The organism is Alishewanella maricola, assembly GCF_016343785.1.
In the GTDB taxonomy this organism is placed as follows: Bacteria; Pseudomonadota; Gammaproteobacteria; order Enterobacterales; family Alteromonadaceae; genus Alishewanella; species Alishewanella maricola.
Window position 1 is genome coordinate 59762 of the sequence record NZ_JAEINI020000006.1, and the last position, 16127, is coordinate 75888.

Annotated in this window: 16 protein-coding genes; 9 read left to right on the forward strand and 7 right to left on the reverse strand. The window is 45.1% G+C overall.

The genetic code is table 11. From position 1 onward, the window contains the following. The first annotated feature begins 20 nt into the window (after positions 1 to 20). Positions 21 to 230: a DUF2909 domain-containing protein gene (locus JAO78_RS10665; RefSeq protein WP_226751339.1), complete on the forward strand. Its 210-nt coding sequence runs from the start codon at positions 21 to 23 to the stop codon at positions 228 to 230. Positions 231 to 236: 6 nt separating this feature from the next. On the opposite strand, the gene JAO78_RS10670 is transcribed toward JAO78_RS10665, so the two are convergent. The 5 genes from JAO78_RS10670 to lexA form a co-directional block, all read right to left on the reverse strand. After that, positions 237 to 1115, reverse strand: coding sequence for a cytochrome c oxidase subunit 3 (locus JAO78_RS10670; protein ID WP_226751340.1), 879 nt, complete (start codon positions 1113 to 1115; stop codon positions 237 to 239). A gap of 2 nt (positions 1116 to 1117) precedes the next feature. Beyond that, entirely contained in the window at positions 1118 to 1672 is a 555-nt protein-coding gene (locus JAO78_RS10675) for a cytochrome c oxidase assembly protein (RefSeq protein WP_226751341.1), read from the reverse strand. 10 nt (positions 1673 to 1682) lie between these two features. Next, complete coding sequence (ctaD, locus tag JAO78_RS10680; RefSeq protein ID WP_226751342.1) at positions 1683 to 3266, reverse strand: cytochrome c oxidase subunit I; 1584 nt, start codon at positions 3264 to 3266, stop codon at positions 1683 to 1685. 3 nt (positions 3267 to 3269) lie between these two features. Continuing rightward, the gene (gene coxB, locus JAO78_RS10685) at positions 3270 to 4340 is read right to left on the reverse strand and encodes a cytochrome c oxidase subunit II (RefSeq protein WP_226751446.1); all 1071 of its coding nucleotides are present in this window, start codon (positions 4338 to 4340) and stop codon (positions 3270 to 3272) included. Between the two features lie 386 nt (positions 4341 to 4726). After that, entirely contained in the window at positions 4727 to 5347 is a 621-nt protein-coding gene (gene lexA / locus JAO78_RS10690) for a transcriptional repressor LexA (RefSeq protein WP_226751343.1), read from the reverse strand. 80 nt (positions 5348 to 5427) lie between these two features. Here lexA and plsB point away from each other — a divergent pair, with 80 nt between their 5' ends. Further along, positions 5428 to 7929 carry a glycerol-3-phosphate 1-O-acyltransferase PlsB gene (gene plsB / locus JAO78_RS10695; RefSeq protein WP_226751344.1) on the forward strand — a complete coding sequence of 834 codons (2502 nt, stop codon included), beginning with the start codon at positions 5428 to 5430 and terminating at the stop codon, positions 7927 to 7929. Here plsB and tesB read toward each other — a convergent pair. Beyond that, entirely contained in the window at positions 7926 to 8795 is an 870-nt protein-coding gene (gene tesB / locus JAO78_RS10700) for an acyl-CoA thioesterase II (protein ID WP_226751345.1), read from the reverse strand. The genes plsB and tesB overlap by 4 nt on opposite strands. Before the next feature lie 63 nt (positions 8796 to 8858). Between tesB and JAO78_RS10705 the strand changes: the two genes are divergently transcribed. Together JAO78_RS10705 and JAO78_RS10710 are read left to right on the forward strand one after the other, a co-directional pair. Further along, entirely contained in the window at positions 8859 to 9317 is a 459-nt protein-coding gene (locus JAO78_RS10705) for an EVE domain-containing protein (RefSeq protein ID WP_226751346.1), read from the forward strand. A 42-nt stretch (positions 9318 to 9359) separates the two neighbouring features. Continuing rightward, positions 9360 to 9602, forward strand: a complete 243-nt coding sequence (locus JAO78_RS10710) for a hypothetical protein (protein WP_226751347.1) — start codon at positions 9360 to 9362, stop codon at positions 9600 to 9602. A 90-nt stretch (positions 9603 to 9692) separates the two neighbouring features. Here the strand turns inward: JAO78_RS10710 and JAO78_RS10715 are convergent, their stop codons facing one another. Next, entirely contained in the window at positions 9693 to 11438 is a 1746-nt protein-coding gene (locus tag JAO78_RS10715) for a DUF885 domain-containing protein (RefSeq protein ID WP_439647510.1), read from the reverse strand. 252 nt (positions 11439 to 11690) lie between these two features. Between JAO78_RS10715 and JAO78_RS10720 the strand changes: the two genes are divergently transcribed. The 5 genes from JAO78_RS10720 to tatA all read left to right on the forward strand — a co-directional run bounded on the left by JAO78_RS10720 (position 11691) and on the right by tatA (position 16125). After that, entirely contained in the window at positions 11691 to 12713 is a 1023-nt protein-coding gene (locus JAO78_RS10720) for a GGDEF domain-containing protein (protein ID WP_226751348.1), read from the forward strand. Between the two features lie 123 nt (positions 12714 to 12836). Next, positions 12837 to 13592 carry a bifunctional demethylmenaquinone methyltransferase/2-methoxy-6-polyprenyl-1,4-benzoquinol methylase UbiE gene (ubiE, locus tag JAO78_RS10725; RefSeq protein WP_226751349.1) on the forward strand — a complete coding sequence of 252 codons (756 nt, stop codon included), beginning with the start codon at positions 12837 to 12839 and terminating at the stop codon, positions 13590 to 13592. Then, a complete protein-coding gene (locus tag JAO78_RS10730) occupies positions 13592 to 14200 on the forward strand; it encodes a ubiquinone biosynthesis accessory factor UbiJ (RefSeq protein WP_226751350.1) in 609 nt (202 codons plus the stop codon). The genes ubiE and JAO78_RS10730 overlap by 1 nt, the downstream gene beginning before the upstream one ends. Continuing rightward, positions 14201 to 15829: a ubiquinone biosynthesis regulatory protein kinase UbiB gene (ubiB, locus tag JAO78_RS10735; protein ID WP_226751351.1), complete on the forward strand. Its 1629-nt coding sequence runs from the start codon at positions 14201 to 14203 to the stop codon at positions 15827 to 15829. A 41-nt stretch (positions 15830 to 15870) separates the two neighbouring features. Then, positions 15871 to 16125, forward strand: a complete 255-nt coding sequence (tatA, locus tag JAO78_RS10740) for a twin-arginine translocase TatA/TatE family subunit (RefSeq protein WP_226751352.1) — start codon at positions 15871 to 15873, stop codon at positions 16123 to 16125. Positions 16126 to 16127 lie beyond the last annotated feature (2 nt).

Consider the following 16127-nt stretch of genomic DNA (forward strand, 5'->3'; position numbering starts at 1 on the left):
AGTCAAACTCCGGAGATGAAATGATAATAAAAATAGCCATCGTTCTATTGCTGATCTATATCGTGGTTAATCTGGTAAAAGCCGGTTTTAGCGTTATGCGTCAAACTGAATCCAGCCACAGCTTGTCTCACTATCTTGGTAAACGGGTGTTGTTTTCAGCGATCGCCCTCGCCTTAATTATTATCGCGATGGCGACCGGACTGATTGCACCTAATGCCCGCCCTTATTAAAGCCGTTTAAATGATGTAGACAAAGACAAATAAACATAACCAAACCACATCAACAAAATGCCAATACAGGGCACCGGCTTTAAAAGCGAAATGCTTTTCTGGCGTGAAGTGCCCTTTTAACACTCTAAAAAAAATAAACAGTAGAATGATTGCACCCAGCGTGACATGTAAGCCGTGAAAACCGGTTAACAAAAAGAAAGTGTTACCGTAAAAGCCAGAGTCTAAGCGTAAGCCAAGATCACGATAAGCATGAATATACTCATAGCCTTGTAAACACAAAAACACTGCGCCTAAGAGCAACGTCAGCAACAAAAACAACTTTAATTGGCCACGCTTTTCTTTTTCTAACCCCACATGCGCAAAATGCAATGTGACAGACGAAATCACTAAGAGCGCCGTATTAATGGTCGGTAAACCCCATGCTGGCATCGCTTGTGTTTCAATACCACCGGGCGTTTTTAGTAGTGGCCATGACGGCTGAAAATCGGGCCATAAAATAGCAAAAGTCATCGCATTGTTACTGGCACCACCGAGCCATTCCATCGCAATCACCCGGCCATAAAACAAGGCACCAAAAAAGGCCATAAAGAACATCACTTCAGACACAATGAACCAAATCATACCTTGTCGGAAAGACCGATCCATTTGCGCACTGTATAAACCGGCCATAGATTCATCGATGACATTTCTAAACCAACCTACCAACATAAAAATGAGGATGGCAAAACCGGCAAGCAATAACCAACCGCCAAAACCACTTTGTTGCTTACTGACATCAATCACGTAATGCCCAGCACCAAAGGCAATACAAAACATCGCTACCGCACCGACTATTGGCCAAGGGCTTTGTGCCGGTACATAATATTTTTCATAGGTCTTATTCATTATTATTCCCCACTTTTTGCTGTAGCAGTGTCCGGCTGCCAACTGGCAGTCACGTCATACAGGGTGTAGTTCAATGTAATCGTGCTGAACTGCGCCGGTAGCGCCGGATCGACATAAAACTGCACAGGCATCAGCATATTATTGCCGCCCGCCAGTTGCTGTTGGGTGAAACAAAAACATTCAATCTTGTGTAAGTAGAGTGCAGCTTGGCCTGGCGAAACCGATGGCACCGCCTGGCCTACAATCATGCGGCTGGTGGGGTTTTCTGCGATATAGTTCATCACGTAAATTTCACCTGGATGCACCGTCAAACGGCGGATCTCGGGTTTAAAAATCCACGGCATGTCTTTGTTTGGTCGCGCCAAAAACTCAATGATCACTTCGCGGCTAGTGTCGATATTATTCGCCAGCACAGTGGCTGGCGTTGCCGAGGGTTTGCCATTGATACCGGTAATATCACAAAACACGTCATATAAAGGTACTAAGGCAAAACCGAAGCCAAACATCAGTAACACAACCAGTAGTAATTTACTGACCAGCGTACGATGCAGCTGCATAAGCCCTCCGCTACTTAATTACGGGTGGTGTTTCAAAGGTGTGATAAGGCGCAGGTGACGGCACTTCCCACTCTAAACCTTCAGCACCTTCCCAAACCTGCGCAGTAGCGGGCACACCGCCGCGCGCACATTTAACCAACACCCACACAAAGATCAGTTGCGACAGGCCAAACAGGAAGCCACCGATACTGATAAAAGCATTAAAGTCAGCAAATTGCAGGGCATAGTCAGGGATACGGCGTGGCATACCCGCTAAACCAACGAAGTGCATTGGGAAAAACAACATGTTTACAGAAATCAAAGAACACCAAAAATGCAACTGGCCAAGACGCTCGTCATACATGTAGCCGGTCCATTTAGGCAACCAGTAATAAGCCGCCGCAATAATCGAAAACACTGCGCCTGTTACTAACACATAGTGAAAGTGTGCTACCACGAAATAGGTATCATGGTACTGGAAGTCAGCTGGCGTTATCGCCAACATCAAGCCCGAGAAGCCACCGATGGTAAACAGCACAATAAAGGCTAAGGCAAACATCATCGGCACTTCAAACGTCATGGCCCCTCGCCACATTGTGGCCACCCAGTTAAACACTTTTACCCCGGTAGGTACCGCAATTAACATAGTGCAATACATAAAGAACAAGGTCGCAAACACCGGCATCCCCGTAGTAAACATATGGTGGGCCCAAACCAAGAACGACAAGATAGCGATACTGGCGGTGGCATACACCATAGAGGCATAACCAAACAACGGTTTACGGGCGAAAGTTGGAATAATGGCGGAGATAATGCCAAAGGCTGGCAAAATCATGATGTACACTTCGGGGTGACCAAAGAACCAGAAAATATGCTGAAACAGCACGGGATCACCGCCACCGGCAGCATCAAAGAAACTGGTACCAAAAAATTTATCCGTCAACACCATGGTCACGGCACCTGCTAATACAGGCATAACCATAATCAGTAAGAACGCTGTGATAAACCACGTCCAGACAAACAATGGCATTTTCATCCATGTCATACCAGGAGCACGTAAATTCCAAATGGTGACGATCACGTTAATTGCCCCCATAATGGAAGAAATACCCATGATATGCACCGAAAACACAAACAGCGCCGTACTGTCACCGCTGTAGGTTGTCGATAACGGGGCATAGAACGTCCAGCCAAAACTGGGGCCACCGCCAGGCATAAATAAACTAAGTAAAAGGATCAAGAACGCAAAAGGTAAGATCCAAAAACTCCAGTTATTCATCCGTGGTAACGCCATATCTGGCGCACCAATCATCATTGGGATCATCCAATTAGCTAAACCGGTAAAGGCCGGCATTACCGCGCCAAATACCATAATTAAGCCATGCACTGTGGTCATTTGGTTAAAGAAGTGAGGTTCGACAAATTGCATACCCGGCTGGAATAACTCCAAACGAATAACCATTGCCATACTGCCGCCAAGGAAAAACATCACCAAAGCGAAAATAAGGTACATGCTGCCGATATCTTTGTGGTTCGTGGTAAACAACCAGCGTTTTATGCCGCTAGGTTTATGATCATGCGCATGATCATCATGTTCAGTAGTAATTGCTGACATCGGTTATTCTCCCTTGCCTTGCTGGACAGCGAACACATCGGCAGCCTGCACGGTATCACCGGTATTATTATCAAAAGCATTACGGGTATAGGTGATAACCGCTGCTAATTCTTTTAAGCTGAGTTGCTTACCAAATGCCTGCATCGCGGTACCCGGGCGACCATTAACCAACACATTAATATGGCCGTTGCGATCGTTAAGGATTAACTCGCTGCCTTTTAACGCAGGGAAAATACCAGGTAACCCCATGCCAGTAGCCTGATGACAGGCGACGCACCAACCTTGATAGATTTTTTCACCGGTACTCATTAACTCTGCCATGCTCATATTCATGGCAAGTAATTCTTGTTCGGCGGCTTTTTCACCGGCGATCCGCGTTTCTTCTTGCTGGATCCACGCTAAATAATCTTCTTCGCTTTTGGCGATCACCACGATTGGCATAAAGCCATGGTCTTTACCGCATAACTCAGTACATTGCCCACGATAAGTGCCAGGCTCGTCTACCCGAGTCCATGCTTCGTTAATAAAGCCAGGGTTCGCATCTTTTTTAATGGCAAATGCAGGTACCCACCACGAGTGAATCACATCATCTGAGGTCATTAAGAAGCGAATTTTTTTCCCAACAGGAATCACTAAAGGCCGATCGACCTCTAATAGATAGTTTTCACCCTTGGCCAGTTTATTGGCCACTTGCTCTCTGGGTGTCGCTAATAATGAAAAGTACTCAACATCGTGTTCAAGGTATTTATAATGCCATTTCCACTGCGAACCGGTAATTTGCACGGTCACATCGGCAGCAGAGGTGTCATCCATCGCCAATAGGGTGGTCGTGGCGGGAAATGCCATCACAACAAGAATAACGACCGGAATAGCCGTCCACAGAATTTCAACCTTGGTACTTTCATGAAATGAAGCCGGCTGCACCCCTCTTGCTTTGCGGTGAAGGATCATGGATACAAACATAATCCCAAACACCACTGCACCGATAGCACAACAAATCCAGAAGATGGTCATATGCAGTTGATAAACCTGCTGACTGATCTCCGTAGCGCCTTTGGTCATATTCAAAGGCATAGATGTTGATGCATTTGCCGATGCGGCAAAAAATAGGGTCGGCAGCGACCAAACCAGACAACGCGTGTTTGTCACTGTACTTCTCCTCTGTCATTTGCATTGCAAACTGCAGAAACCAAGAACACAGAACTACACGGCTTTTATGTAAACCTATCCTGACCGAATCTATGTGGTAAGTTTCGCAATTTCTTATTTTTATTATTTTTTGTGATTTCGAAGCAAGCGCTGAAACCAGCAACTGTTAACTTTAATTATTTTTTGAACAGTTACCGCTTAAGAATTGTCCAGTATGAGCGTTATGTAAACCCCTAAAATGCAAAAGCACCGATAAAACCAAGAGGTCATACCAGTGCAATTATAAATTAACTTGTTGAACAGCGACTATTTTATAGCCAACTGCCGTTACGGATCACACCTACAGCAAGGCCTTCAACGGCAAATTGCTGTTCACGTAAATCGATTTTAATCACCTCAAAATCTGGATTCTCAGGAAGCAATAAAACTTCATGTCCTTGCCGCTGGAAACGCTTTACCGTTACTTCATCATCGACACGGGCGACAATCACTTGGCCATGTTCTGCTTGAGTGGTTTTATGCACGGCTAACAGATCGCCATCGAGGATGCCGATATCTTGCATACTCATACCTTGTACCCGAAGTAAAAAGTCAGCATGGGGTTTAAATAAATGCGCATCAATTTGATAATGATTTTGTACATGCTCAGCGGCTAAGATAGGTTGGCCAGCGGCAACTTTACCCACCAAAGGCAAACCCAATTGCTCGGGAGCGGAATCGTCTTCCAATAAACGGATCCCTCGCGAGGTACCGGGCATCATTTCCAGTACCCCCTTTTTAGCTAAGGCTTTGAGATGTTCTTCCGCTGCATTGGCAGATTTAAAACCTAAACGCAGCGCAATCTCGGCACGCGTGGGTGGCATTCCGGTTTCTTGTTGGTAATCTTTGATTAATTGCAGAATTTCGGCCTGACGAGGCGTTAATGGTCTCATAATGCTGGCTACCTATACAGTAAGTACTGTCAGTATATACAGCCTTTTTCGAAATGCCAAGCGTTGTTCTGCAGCTGAATTTGCCAGCTTACGCAGCTGTGGTATTCTTAGCACTGTTCAGTTTGCTCGGTATCATTATGTTCTCAAGCTTGTCGTTACTGACCTTATTATTAAAATGGCCTATTCGCCTACTCGTTAAATTCAAAATTGTTCCTGATAACCCCCTACAACAACTGGGAGTTAATAAAGAACGGCCATTATTTTATATATGCCACACCGAATCAGCCAGTGATGTCGCCACGCTGCGTCGCGTTTGCCAGCAACTAGCCTTGCCCGATCCGCTTAGCCATGTAGAACTGCGGGGGCAGAAATTATCACGCATCTTATTTCTCGAAAAACCTCACCAAATCATTGGTGGCCGCAGCGATACCCGTGCATTAAAGCAAGGACAAACATTACTCGCGGCTCATTTAGCCAACCCCAAATTACAGGCACAGCTGATGCCGATCTCGATCTTATGGGGCCGTGCACCAGGTAAGGAAGACAGTATTAAATGGTTACTGGGGGAAGCACATTCACCTAACTGGTTAGCTAAGTTACTGATTGTATTTATCTCAGGTCGACACACGCTGGTGCGCTTAAGTAAACCAGTAGATCTACAACAAATGGCTGGACAATTTGGCGCTGAAGCCAGCACTGCCAGAAAACTGCTGCGCATGTCACGGATCCACTTTTATCGACAGAGACTGGCAGCAACAGGGCCAAAACTGATGAACCGCAGTCAGTTATTTAATGCGCTATTAGCCACGCCTGCGGTTAAAAAAGCCATCGCCGATGAAGCGGCTAACCGCAATGGAGATTACGCCGCAGCGCGACAAGAAGCTCGCAAATTACTGCAAGAGATTGCAGCCGATTACCGCACGTCAACTTTACGTTTTGGTGATCGTATTCTGACATGGTTATGGCAAAAGCTTTATGCTGGCATTAAGGTCAATAATGTCGACACTTTGCGCGATCTGGCGCAAAAAGGACATGAAATTGTTTATGTACCTTGCCATCGAAGTCATATGGATTACTTGCTACTCAGTTATATTATTTATCATCAGGGGTTAGTGCCACCGCATATCGCCGCAGGCATTAACTTAAATTTCTGGCCTGCAGGCACGATTTTTCGTCGTGGCGGGGCATTTTTTATTCGACGCAGTTTCAGTGGCAATAAGTTGTATTCAACCGTTTTTCGCGAATATTTAAGCTTGCTGTTTATGAAAGGTTATGCGGTGAAGTACTACACCGAAGGTGGCCGTAGTCGCACGGGACGTTTATTAAACCCTAAAACCGGCATGCTGGCGATGACAGTACAATCAATGCTGCGTGGCATCGATCGCCCCGTTACTTTAGTGCCGGTTTATCTGGGTTATGAGCATGTCATGGAAGTAAACACTTACCTCAGTGAATTGCAGGGCTCTGGCAAGAAAAAGGAATCGGTTGGTGGTGTACTTAAGGCGATCCGAAATTTACGCGATTATGGCTTTGGCTATGTTAATTTTGGTGAACCCATTTCACTCAATCACTATTTAACGCAGCAAATACCGGATTGGAAAAGCGAGATTAATTCTCTTGAAGCGCCTAAACCGCAGTGGCTGAACCCGCTGGTGGCTAAATTGTCTGAGCAAATTATGCGACATATCAATCAGGCCGCGGCACTGAATAGCATTAATTTGCTGTCACTGGCGCTATTAGCCAGCGATAAACAAGCCATTAGTCGGCAAGAGCTGATCCAGCAACTTGACTGCTACCTGCAACTCCAGCAAGGCGCGCCCTATCATAGCTTGGTGACACTGCCGCATATGTCTGCCGCAGACATGATTGATCATGCCCTGCAGATGAAAAAAATCCAAGTCAGTCGGGATAGTTTCGGTGATGTCATCAGCTTAACGCCAGCTAATACCGTATTGATGAGCTATTATCGCAATAATATTCTGCATTTATTTATTATCCCAGCCATCTTAGCCTCAGCCGTTTTACATCAACAACAAACGAGCCAAAGCCAGCTAATTCGTATTGCCGAACAATTGTATAGTTTGCTGCGCCAGGAATTATTTTTGTACGTACCCTCGGTAGGCAACTACGTAAAAACCATCTTGCAACAATTTATGCATCAGGGTTTAGTCCGGTTAGATGATGAGTATTATCGTGCGCCCTCTCAACACAGTCGCGAATATGTGATGCTGGAGCTGCTCGCACATAATGCCGAGCATACTTTACAGCGTTATGCTGTGGTCTTTAATTTATTGCGCGCGCATGGCCCATTAGATCGTGCAGATTTAGAGCAGCAAAGCCATCAGTTGGCGCAACGCTTGCTAACACTACACGGTATTAATGCGCCGGAATACTACGATAAAAATTTATTCGCCACGTTAAGTCAGGCACTAAAACAGGCAGGCTATACTCAGTTGGATCAAGACAACCGAGTATGTGCCACGGCAGAGCTTAGCACCCTATCTCAAACCGTGAATGTGCTGCTTCGCAGTGACGTACTGCAAAGTATTAATAGCATTATGCCGAAAGAATGTCGGGCTTAATCAGCACTGGCATACTCGCGAATAACGCCCTGTTGAATGGTGGTTGCTACAAGGCAGCCCTCACGCGTAAAGAAGTGCCCGTGCACCAAACCACGGCCGCCTGATGCCGCAGGGCTATCTACTGCATATAACAACCAGTCATCAAAGCGGAAATCATGGTGAAACCACATGGCATGATCAATCGTGGCCACTTGCATGTTTGGCGCTAAAAATGAGCGACCATGCGGTTGCAGTGCCGTGGGTAAAAAATTAAAGTCAGAGGCATAAGCTAAGAGATATTTATGCACGCGTAAATCATCCGGCATATTGCCATTAGCTTTAAACCAAACAAAACGCTTAGCGGCACTCACTTGTGGCGAAAAAGGGTTTTGAAAATCGACAGGTCGCATTTCAATCGGTTTTTCGCAGATAAATTTACTGCGTAACTTCTCTGGAATTTGTGCCGCATGTTGCTGATAAAAGTCTAAATCAGAAACTAATTCTTCCGGTGCCGGTACTTCGGGCATGGCAATTTGATGCTCAAAACCCACTTCACCGGTTTGAAACGACGCGGTCATATAAAAAATGGGTTTGCCAAATTGAATAGCGCTGATCCGTCTGGTGCTAAAACTCTTACCATCGCGGATGTTTTCTACTTCATAGACAATCGGTTTGCTGGCATCACCGGGTCTTAAAAAATAAGAGTGAAACGAATGGATTTTGCGCTCTTCAGGTAAGGTTTCTTTCGCCGCAGATAATGCCTGCCCCATCACTTGGCCACCAAACACCGCTTTGAAGCCTAAATCTTGACTTTGGCCACGATATAACCCTAACTCAATGCTTTCTAGCTTCAGTAAAGACAATAGATTTGCTAATACCTGACTCATATTCCGGCCTGTTCCATGATAAAAAGTCCTGTTATTCTGCCGTAATTCATGGAGACTGGCAAAATGAACTATTGGATTTTTAAAACAGAACCGGCCGAATGTAGCATTGATGACTTTGCTAATGCGCCAGAACAAGCTATTGTTTGGGAGGGTGTGCGCAATTATCAGGCACGTAACTTTTTACGAGATGCCGTAAAAATTGGCGACCAAGTGCTGATCTATCATTCCAGTTGCCGCGTTATAGGTTTGGCAGGAATAGTAGAAGTTGTCCGGGCGGCTTACGCTGATCCCAGTCAGTTTCAAACTGACAGCCCATACTATGATAAAACAGCAACAACTGAGCAACCGCGATGGACCGCCGTGGATTTGCGATATTTGACACGATTCTCGCAAGTGGTCAGGTTGGACAAAATCAAAAGCTCAGTTATGATGAAAAATCACTCGTTAACCCAACGAGGAAATCGTTTATCTGTCATGCCGTTATCTAAAGAACAGTGGCAATCATTACTTGATTTACAGTAATGCAGTGCAGATTAATCGATCTTAACCATCATGGAGCCCAGTATGTTTGCAACTCAGTCACAAGAAAGGCGCCGGATTAATAGGGACATTGATTATTTTTGGCAACAACTTAGCTTAGCTCAGAAATTTGCTGTTTCTGAACTGCAGCGGTATGGTTACCAATTACAGTTTGTTAGGAATATGGCATTTGGAAAAATTGCGGTGCTTGATTTTGATGGCAAGCTGGCAGCTATTGATCATCATGGTGAAATAGATACCGCACCCAATATTGTCTTACGTCATTAAATTTGTTTGCCTGCTGCTTATTACAGCTTCGCTTCAGGTTTAAAATAAGTATGCCGGCACTTGCCGGCATACTTATTTAGACTGATTTATCTACTCTGTAGCCAGTTTTTGAGTAATATAACGCCGAACTTGTTGCTCTAACACCGCTAATGGCACACTGCCATTACCTAATACCACCTGATGAAACTCTCGAATATCAAAACGCTCAGCCAGTTTCTGCTCGGCCTCTTGTCGCAAACGTTTAATGGTTAGCTCACCCAACTTATACGACAGAGCCTGCCCTGGCCAACTGATGTAACGGTCAATCTCGGTTTGCACATTATGTAACGACAGTGCGGTATTTTGTGCTAAGAAATCGATAGCCTGTTGCCGACTCCAACCTAAACTGTGCATACCGGTATCCACAACTAATCTGGCGGCGCGCCACATTTCATAAGTTAAGCGGCCAAAGTTACTGTAGGGATCCTGATAAAAACCCATCTCAATACCTAAGTACTCCGCGTATAAGCCCCAACCTTCACCAAAAGCTGAGGTGTAAAATGTGCGACGATAATCAGCCAGTGTTGTTTGCTCTCTGGCCAAGGAAATTTGTAAATGATGGCCCGGCACCGCTTCATGCAGCGTTAACGCTTCCATTTCATATAATGGCCGCCGATTTAACGCATAGGTATTAACCCAGTAAAAACCTGCTTGATCATCACGGGTTGCTCCCGAATAACGACCGGTTGTGTATTTAGGAGCAATTTCAGCAGGGACTTCTACCACACCATAAGGTGTCCGCGGCAATAGCTTGAAAAAACGCGGTAATTGCGCATCGGCGCGTTTTGACAAATACGCGGCGTAACGCAGCAGTTCGTCTGCTGATTGCGGATAAAATTGTGGATCGGTGCGTAAAAACTGAACAAAGTCAGCAAAACTGCCGTCAAATCCCAAGCTATTAATCACTTGCTGCATTTCAGCTCGAATACGTTTTACTTCAGCCACACCGGTAGCATGCACCTGTTCAGGTGTTAATTTTAACGTTGTGTAATGCTCTAAACGATTTTGATAAAACGCCTTACCATCGGGCAAGTTGCTTGCGGCAATATCATCCCGCGCCCCAGGCAGATACTCATCAATCATAAACTGATAAAACGCTTGAAAAGCCGTATTCACTTCTGATCTGATCACATTTTTGGCTTGTTGTTGATACTGCTGCCATTGCATATCGGTTACAGCCGCCGGCTTTTGCAATAAAGGCTGAAAAAATACGCTTTGTTCTATATTTGTCACAATATAAGAGCTAATACTTTGCTCGTATCCCGCCAGCACGGCCTTGGGTTGAGTAATACCCTGACTTAAACCTTGACGCATCCAGCTAATTTGCTGCGACATATACTGGGGTACCGCTGCTAACTTCTGTAAGTACTGCTCGATATCGTTAATGTCTTTGATGGCAGTACGCTGCAAGCTAAACGCTAAAGCAGTATGAAAACCGGATTCAGATGTCAGCGGCATCAGATGGGCATTAAAACGATACTGGTCAATTTCATCAGCTAAACGATAGGCCAAAATGGCATAGTCAATTTGCTCTTGTTCATTTAACTGCGAGCTGTCAATCGCCAATAAACGTTGCTGTAATGCTAAACGCTGATTTTGCCGCAAGCTCATGGCCTCAGCAGACATATCCATTAACTGCCCTGGTGCGGCAGTTTGAAGAGCTCTTTCCGCCAACCAAATGGTATTTGCCACCTCTTCAAAACTTAAGGCTGCTGGTGCGGGCGCTTTTGAAGCACAACCACTCAGCAAGGCTAATGCAGTTAATACGCCTGCCACTCTTTTTATTGTCATTAGCATAAACACACCCTGTTTTAATCGCTCATTCTTGATTGTAGCGGCTTTATTCTCAGATAGCAGCCCTACGAAACGCAGTATTACTGATGTCTATCGTGAGAATTAAGTAATGGAATTTTAAATTCCGTATCAACTTTGGGATTTATTCACTGAATATAACAAATTATCCATAAAACCTGTTGCCACTGACGTTATATCACGTACTATGGTTTTGTAAATTAACAGCTTACCGTTAACGGAGCTCTAAGTCGTGCTATGAAGTATAAAGATACGATGCAGCAAGCCACGGATAAAGCCGCTCAAGTCGTTGCTTTTCTGAAACATAACCAGCTGGCGGCTCATCCGACAAACTACACGGTTGGGTATGAGTATATCAGTGGTAACAACAACGCGTTGTGCCAAGCAATTGAAGAAAAACTGGCTGCAAAAGCCCGCTTTGATGATTTTATTATGGCGGAGTTATACAACCGTCATTTGCTTCCCGAACAACAACAACAAGAGCAGTTACTGCAAGATGTTTCTGGTATGGTCACGCGCCTGTCTGGTTATACCGACTTAGCGGCTGAAGCCACTGAAGATTTTATTGATCAGCTTGATCATACCGTGTTTAAACTTGAACAAGATGCCATGCCAATGCCACCGGCATTAGCAGAGTTAAAACAAGTTACCCTGACTTACCGCAAACAACAGCAACAGCTAAATCAACAGCTGGTAAGTGCCAATCAACAAAGCCACCAACTACGCAATGAACTTGAGCAAATCAAGCAACAGCGTTTACAAGACCCCTTAACCGGCTTGTATAACCGCGTAGCGATGCAAAGCCAAGTTGATTTATGGCTTAGTGAACAGCCTGATCGACAAATTGCGGCCATCGCGGTCGACTTAGACCATTTCAGCCGCTTTAATCGGGATTATGGTCATCTTATTGGCGACATAATATTGTCTAAAGTGGCAACTAAAGTGCGCAGTTATGTGCAAGAAAGCGGCCTACCTGTTCGTTCTGGTGGTGAACAATTCTTGTTATTACTACCCGATGTTGATTTACGCACTGCTAATGAAATTGCCGAACAAGTGCGTAAAGGCGTAGAAAAACTCCGTTTTATTTCTGCAAAAGACAAAAAGAGTTTGCCTAAAATCACCATTTCTCTTGGTGTCGCCCTGTATCAATCATCAGAAAACTGGTATCAGTTCTTAGCACGTACTGACAGCATCATGCTGCTCGCTAAACAGCGTGGGCGTAATCAAGTTGCCAGTGAAAGCATGCTAGCATTTGCCTAAGTTGCCGTTTACGGCAGTCGTTGACTTGACTACCGAATTTTCCCCTGTTCTGCAGTTACGCCTGTTGGCTCGGCTGCAGTAATCTTTTACACTAACAGTCTAGTATTTAAATCAGGCACTGTTATGAGCGATTCCAACAACAACACGACACATTTTGGCTTTAAATCGGTACCGGCAGAACAAAAGGTTGCCATGGTTGCGGATGTGTTTCATTCGGTAGCTGCCAAGTACGATATTATGAATGATGTCATGTCACTGGGCATTCATCGGTTGTGGAAACGCTTTACCATTGATTGTAGTGGTGTGCGTCCTGGCCAGCAGGTCCTTGATTTAGCCGGAGGAACAGGTGACATTACCGCACTTTTCTCAAAACGCGTCGGCACCACTGGCAAGGTAGTATTAGCCGATATCAATGAATCGATGCTCAATGTTGGCCGTGATAAATTACGTGATTTGGGCTTGGTCAATAATATTGAATATGTGCAAGCGAATGCAGAAGCCCTGCCTTTTGCCGATAATAGCTTCGATATCGTTTCTATCGGCTTTGGTTTACGCAATGTCACCGACAAAGACGCCGCCTTACGTTCCATCTTTCGCGTATTAAAGCCGGGGGGGCGCTTATTGGTACTGGAGTTCTCTAAGCCTAGCCATGAATGGTTAAGTAAGGCCTACGACTTATATTCGTTCCGCTTATTGCCCTTTATGGGGCAATTAATTGCGAATGATAAAGAAAGCTATCAGTATCTGGCAGAATCTATCCGTATGCACCCTGACCAAGACACCTTAAAAGCCATGATGAGCGCTGCGGGCTTTGCCGAAGTCACCTACGAAAACTTAACCGGCGGTATTGTAGCGTTACACCGCGGGTATAAATTCTAATGTTACCCTTACTACCGCAATTACTTTGTGCCATTGCTGAAAAACTCAGCCGTAAGTTAATTGCGATGGATCCTGCTTGTAAGCCTGCTTTACAGCGTCTGCAAGGCAAGCAGCTGTCTTTTTGTTTACGCGACTTAAACTTAACCTTAGTGGTTAGCGCCAGTCATGACTCGTTACTGATTAATATGCATAACGAGGCTACTGATTGTAAAATCTCTACAAATTTAGCGACCTTACGCCAGCTGCGTGATCCCAGCCAGCTCACTAAATTGATTAAAAGTGATGCTCTAGACATTGATGGTGATTTACAAGTTGCCCAGCAATTTTCTTATTTTTTACAGCAATTAAATCCCGATTGGCAGCACGCTTTATCGGGCTATATCGGTGATGCCGCAGCACATAAAATCAGTATTACCTTGAGCCAGTTACAAGCCTATTTGCAAGAAAAAGTAAAATTACTCAGCCAATTACAACTGGAGTTGGTTCAAGATGAACTGCGGCTCAGCCCAACCCGTTTAGAAGCAGATCAATTTACCCAAGAACTTAGCGAGCTACAGGCACGATTAGAAATGTTACGTCGCCAGTTAAAACAATACCAGGAGCTTTAGGTGCGGATAAGTCGTTTTTACCAGATCCAAAAAACTATGCTGCAATACGGTCTGGACGAACTACTGCCAAAACACTGGCAACCTTGGTACGCGCGTTTATTCCGTCGTTGTGCCTTTTGGTTACGTAATCGTTATCCAGAACACGCCGTGGGCGCCAGATTGCGTTTAGCCTTGCAAAGTTTAGGGCCTGTGTGGATTAAATTTGGCCAAATGCTTTCGACTCGCCGCGACCTGCTTCCCGCCGCCTTGGTGGATGAATTAAGTATTTTGCAGGATAAAGTGGCACCCTTTCCTGGAGAGGAGGCACAGCAACTGATCGAGCAAGCACTAGCGTTAAACCACATCAGTGATTTATTTGCCGATTTTGATGTGACACCTTTAGCCTCAGCCTCTATTGCCCAAGTGCATACCGCGCAATTGCGCCAAGACGATGGCCGTATCGCAGACGTCGTAATCAAAGTGATCCGCCCCGGTATTCGTAAACAAATTTTGGCTGATTTAGCGCTAATGGATAGCTTAGCGCAAATTGCAGCACGGTTTTTACCTGACGGCAAACGTTTGCGACCACGCGAAGTCGTCGCGGAATACCGCAAAACCATTTTAGATGAATTAGATTTACAACGTGAAGCCGCCAACGCCATTCAATTAAAACGAAATTTCGAAGGCTCAGATTCGCTGTATATTCCTTTGGTTTACGCTGATCACTGTCGCAACAATGTCATGGTGATGGAACGTATTTATGGTATTCCAGTATCGGATATTCCGGCGCTGCAAGCACAAGGCACCGACATGGAATTGCTGGCCAAACGCGGTGTAGAAGTGTTTTTTACGCAGGTGTTTCGCGACAGTTTTTTTCACGCCGATATGCATCCGGGTAATATCTTTGTCTCGCGTGAACATCCCGATAACCCACTGTACATCGGCATCGACTGTGGCATCGTCGGCACCTTAAATGCTGAAGATAAACGCTATTTAGCTGAAAACTTCGTCGCCTTTTTTAACCGTGATTATCGCAAAGTGGCACAGCTACATCTGGATTCGGGCTGGGTACCGGCTCATACCAAAGTAGAAGAGTTTGAAAGCGCAATCCGTACCGTGTGTGAACCGATCTTTCAAAAACCGTTGGCCGAAATTTCCTTTGGCCAAGTCCTGCTCAATTTATTTAATACCGCGCGACGCTTTGAAATGCAGGTGCAGCCGCAACTGGTTCTTTTACAAAAAACCTTGCTTTATATCGAAGGGCTAGGTCGCCAGCTCTATCCGCAACTGGATCTGTGGAAAACAGCGAAACCCTTTTTAGAGAATTGGGTAAAACAACAAGTCGGTTTACCGGCTATTTGGCGCCAAGTAAAAGAAAACCTGCCGTTTTGGGCTGAGAAGATGCCGCAAATGCCGGAATTATTTCATCGCTATTTGCAGCAAGGCCCACAACAGCAGCAAGCCTTGTTATTGCAACTACAACAACTGCAACTGCAGCAACAACAAAGCAATCGGCAAATAATTAACGCTATTCTTGCTGCAGCCAGCGTGATTAGTGCTAGTATAACGCTCAATCAAGGGAACACTTGGCTTTCTACCACACTGGGGCTGTTCGCCGCCTTCTTTGTAATTAAAGCCCTTTTGGCTTAGCCAGCGCATAACATAGTTTTAGCATCGATGAGGAGTGCAACATGGGTATCAGTATTTGGCAATTATTAATTGTCTTAGTCATCGTGGTGTTATTGTTTGGCACGAAACGTCTAGGCAGCATAGGCAATGATCTTGGCGCTGCTATCAAAGGGTTTCGTAACTCAGTAAAAGATGAAAAAGCCGACGACGAAACAGACGAAAGCTTTAAAAAACCAGAGCAACTTGCTGAGAAATCGCATGGTGCAACTGAGTCAACTTCTACACAGTCTGTTAACTCTGAGAAAGATAAACACTAACT

What these genes read in the sequence shown, in the direction of transcription:
- JAO78_RS10665 (WP_226751339.1), top strand. Translation starts at nt 21, where the DNA reads ATGATAATAAAAATAGCCATCGTTCTATTGCTGATCTATATCGTGGTT.
- JAO78_RS10670 (WP_226751340.1), bottom strand. Translation starts at nt 1,115, where the DNA reads ATGAATAAGACCTATGAAAAATATTATGTACCGGCACAAAGCCCTTGG.
- JAO78_RS10675 (WP_226751341.1), bottom strand. Translation starts at nt 1,672, where the DNA reads ATGCAGCTGCATCGTACGCTGGTCAGTAAATTACTACTGGTTGTGTTA.
- ctaD (WP_226751342.1), bottom strand. Translation starts at nt 3,266, where the DNA reads ATGTCAGCAATTACTACTGAACATGATGATCATGCGCATGATCATAAA.
- coxB (WP_226751446.1), bottom strand. Translation starts at nt 4,340, where the DNA reads ATGCCTTTGAATATGACCAAAGGCGCTACGGAGATCAGTCAGCAGGTT.
- lexA (WP_226751343.1), bottom strand. Translation starts at nt 5,347, where the DNA reads ATGAGACCATTAACGCCTCGTCAGGCCGAAATTCTGCAATTAATCAAA.
- tesB (WP_226751345.1), bottom strand. Translation starts at nt 8,795, where the DNA reads ATGAGTCAGGTATTAGCAAATCTATTGTCTTTACTGAAGCTAGAAAGC.
- JAO78_RS10705 (WP_226751346.1), top strand. Translation starts at nt 8,859, where the DNA reads ATGAACTATTGGATTTTTAAAACAGAACCGGCCGAATGTAGCATTGAT.
- JAO78_RS10710 (WP_226751347.1), top strand. Translation starts at nt 9,360, where the DNA reads ATGTTTGCAACTCAGTCACAAGAAAGGCGCCGGATTAATAGGGACATT.
- JAO78_RS10715 (WP_439647510.1), bottom strand. Translation starts at nt 11,438, where the DNA reads ATGCTAATGACAATAAAAAGAGTGGCAGGCGTATTAACTGCATTAGCC.
- JAO78_RS10720 (WP_226751348.1), top strand. Translation starts at nt 11,691, where the DNA reads ATGAAGTATAAAGATACGATGCAGCAAGCCACGGATAAAGCCGCTCAA.
- ubiE (WP_226751349.1), top strand. Translation starts at nt 12,837, where the DNA reads ATGAGCGATTCCAACAACAACACGACACATTTTGGCTTTAAATCGGTA.
- JAO78_RS10730 (WP_226751350.1), top strand. Translation starts at nt 13,592, where the DNA reads ATGTTACCCTTACTACCGCAATTACTTTGTGCCATTGCTGAAAAACTC.
- tatA (WP_226751352.1), top strand. Translation starts at nt 15,871, where the DNA reads ATGGGTATCAGTATTTGGCAATTATTAATTGTCTTAGTCATCGTGGTG.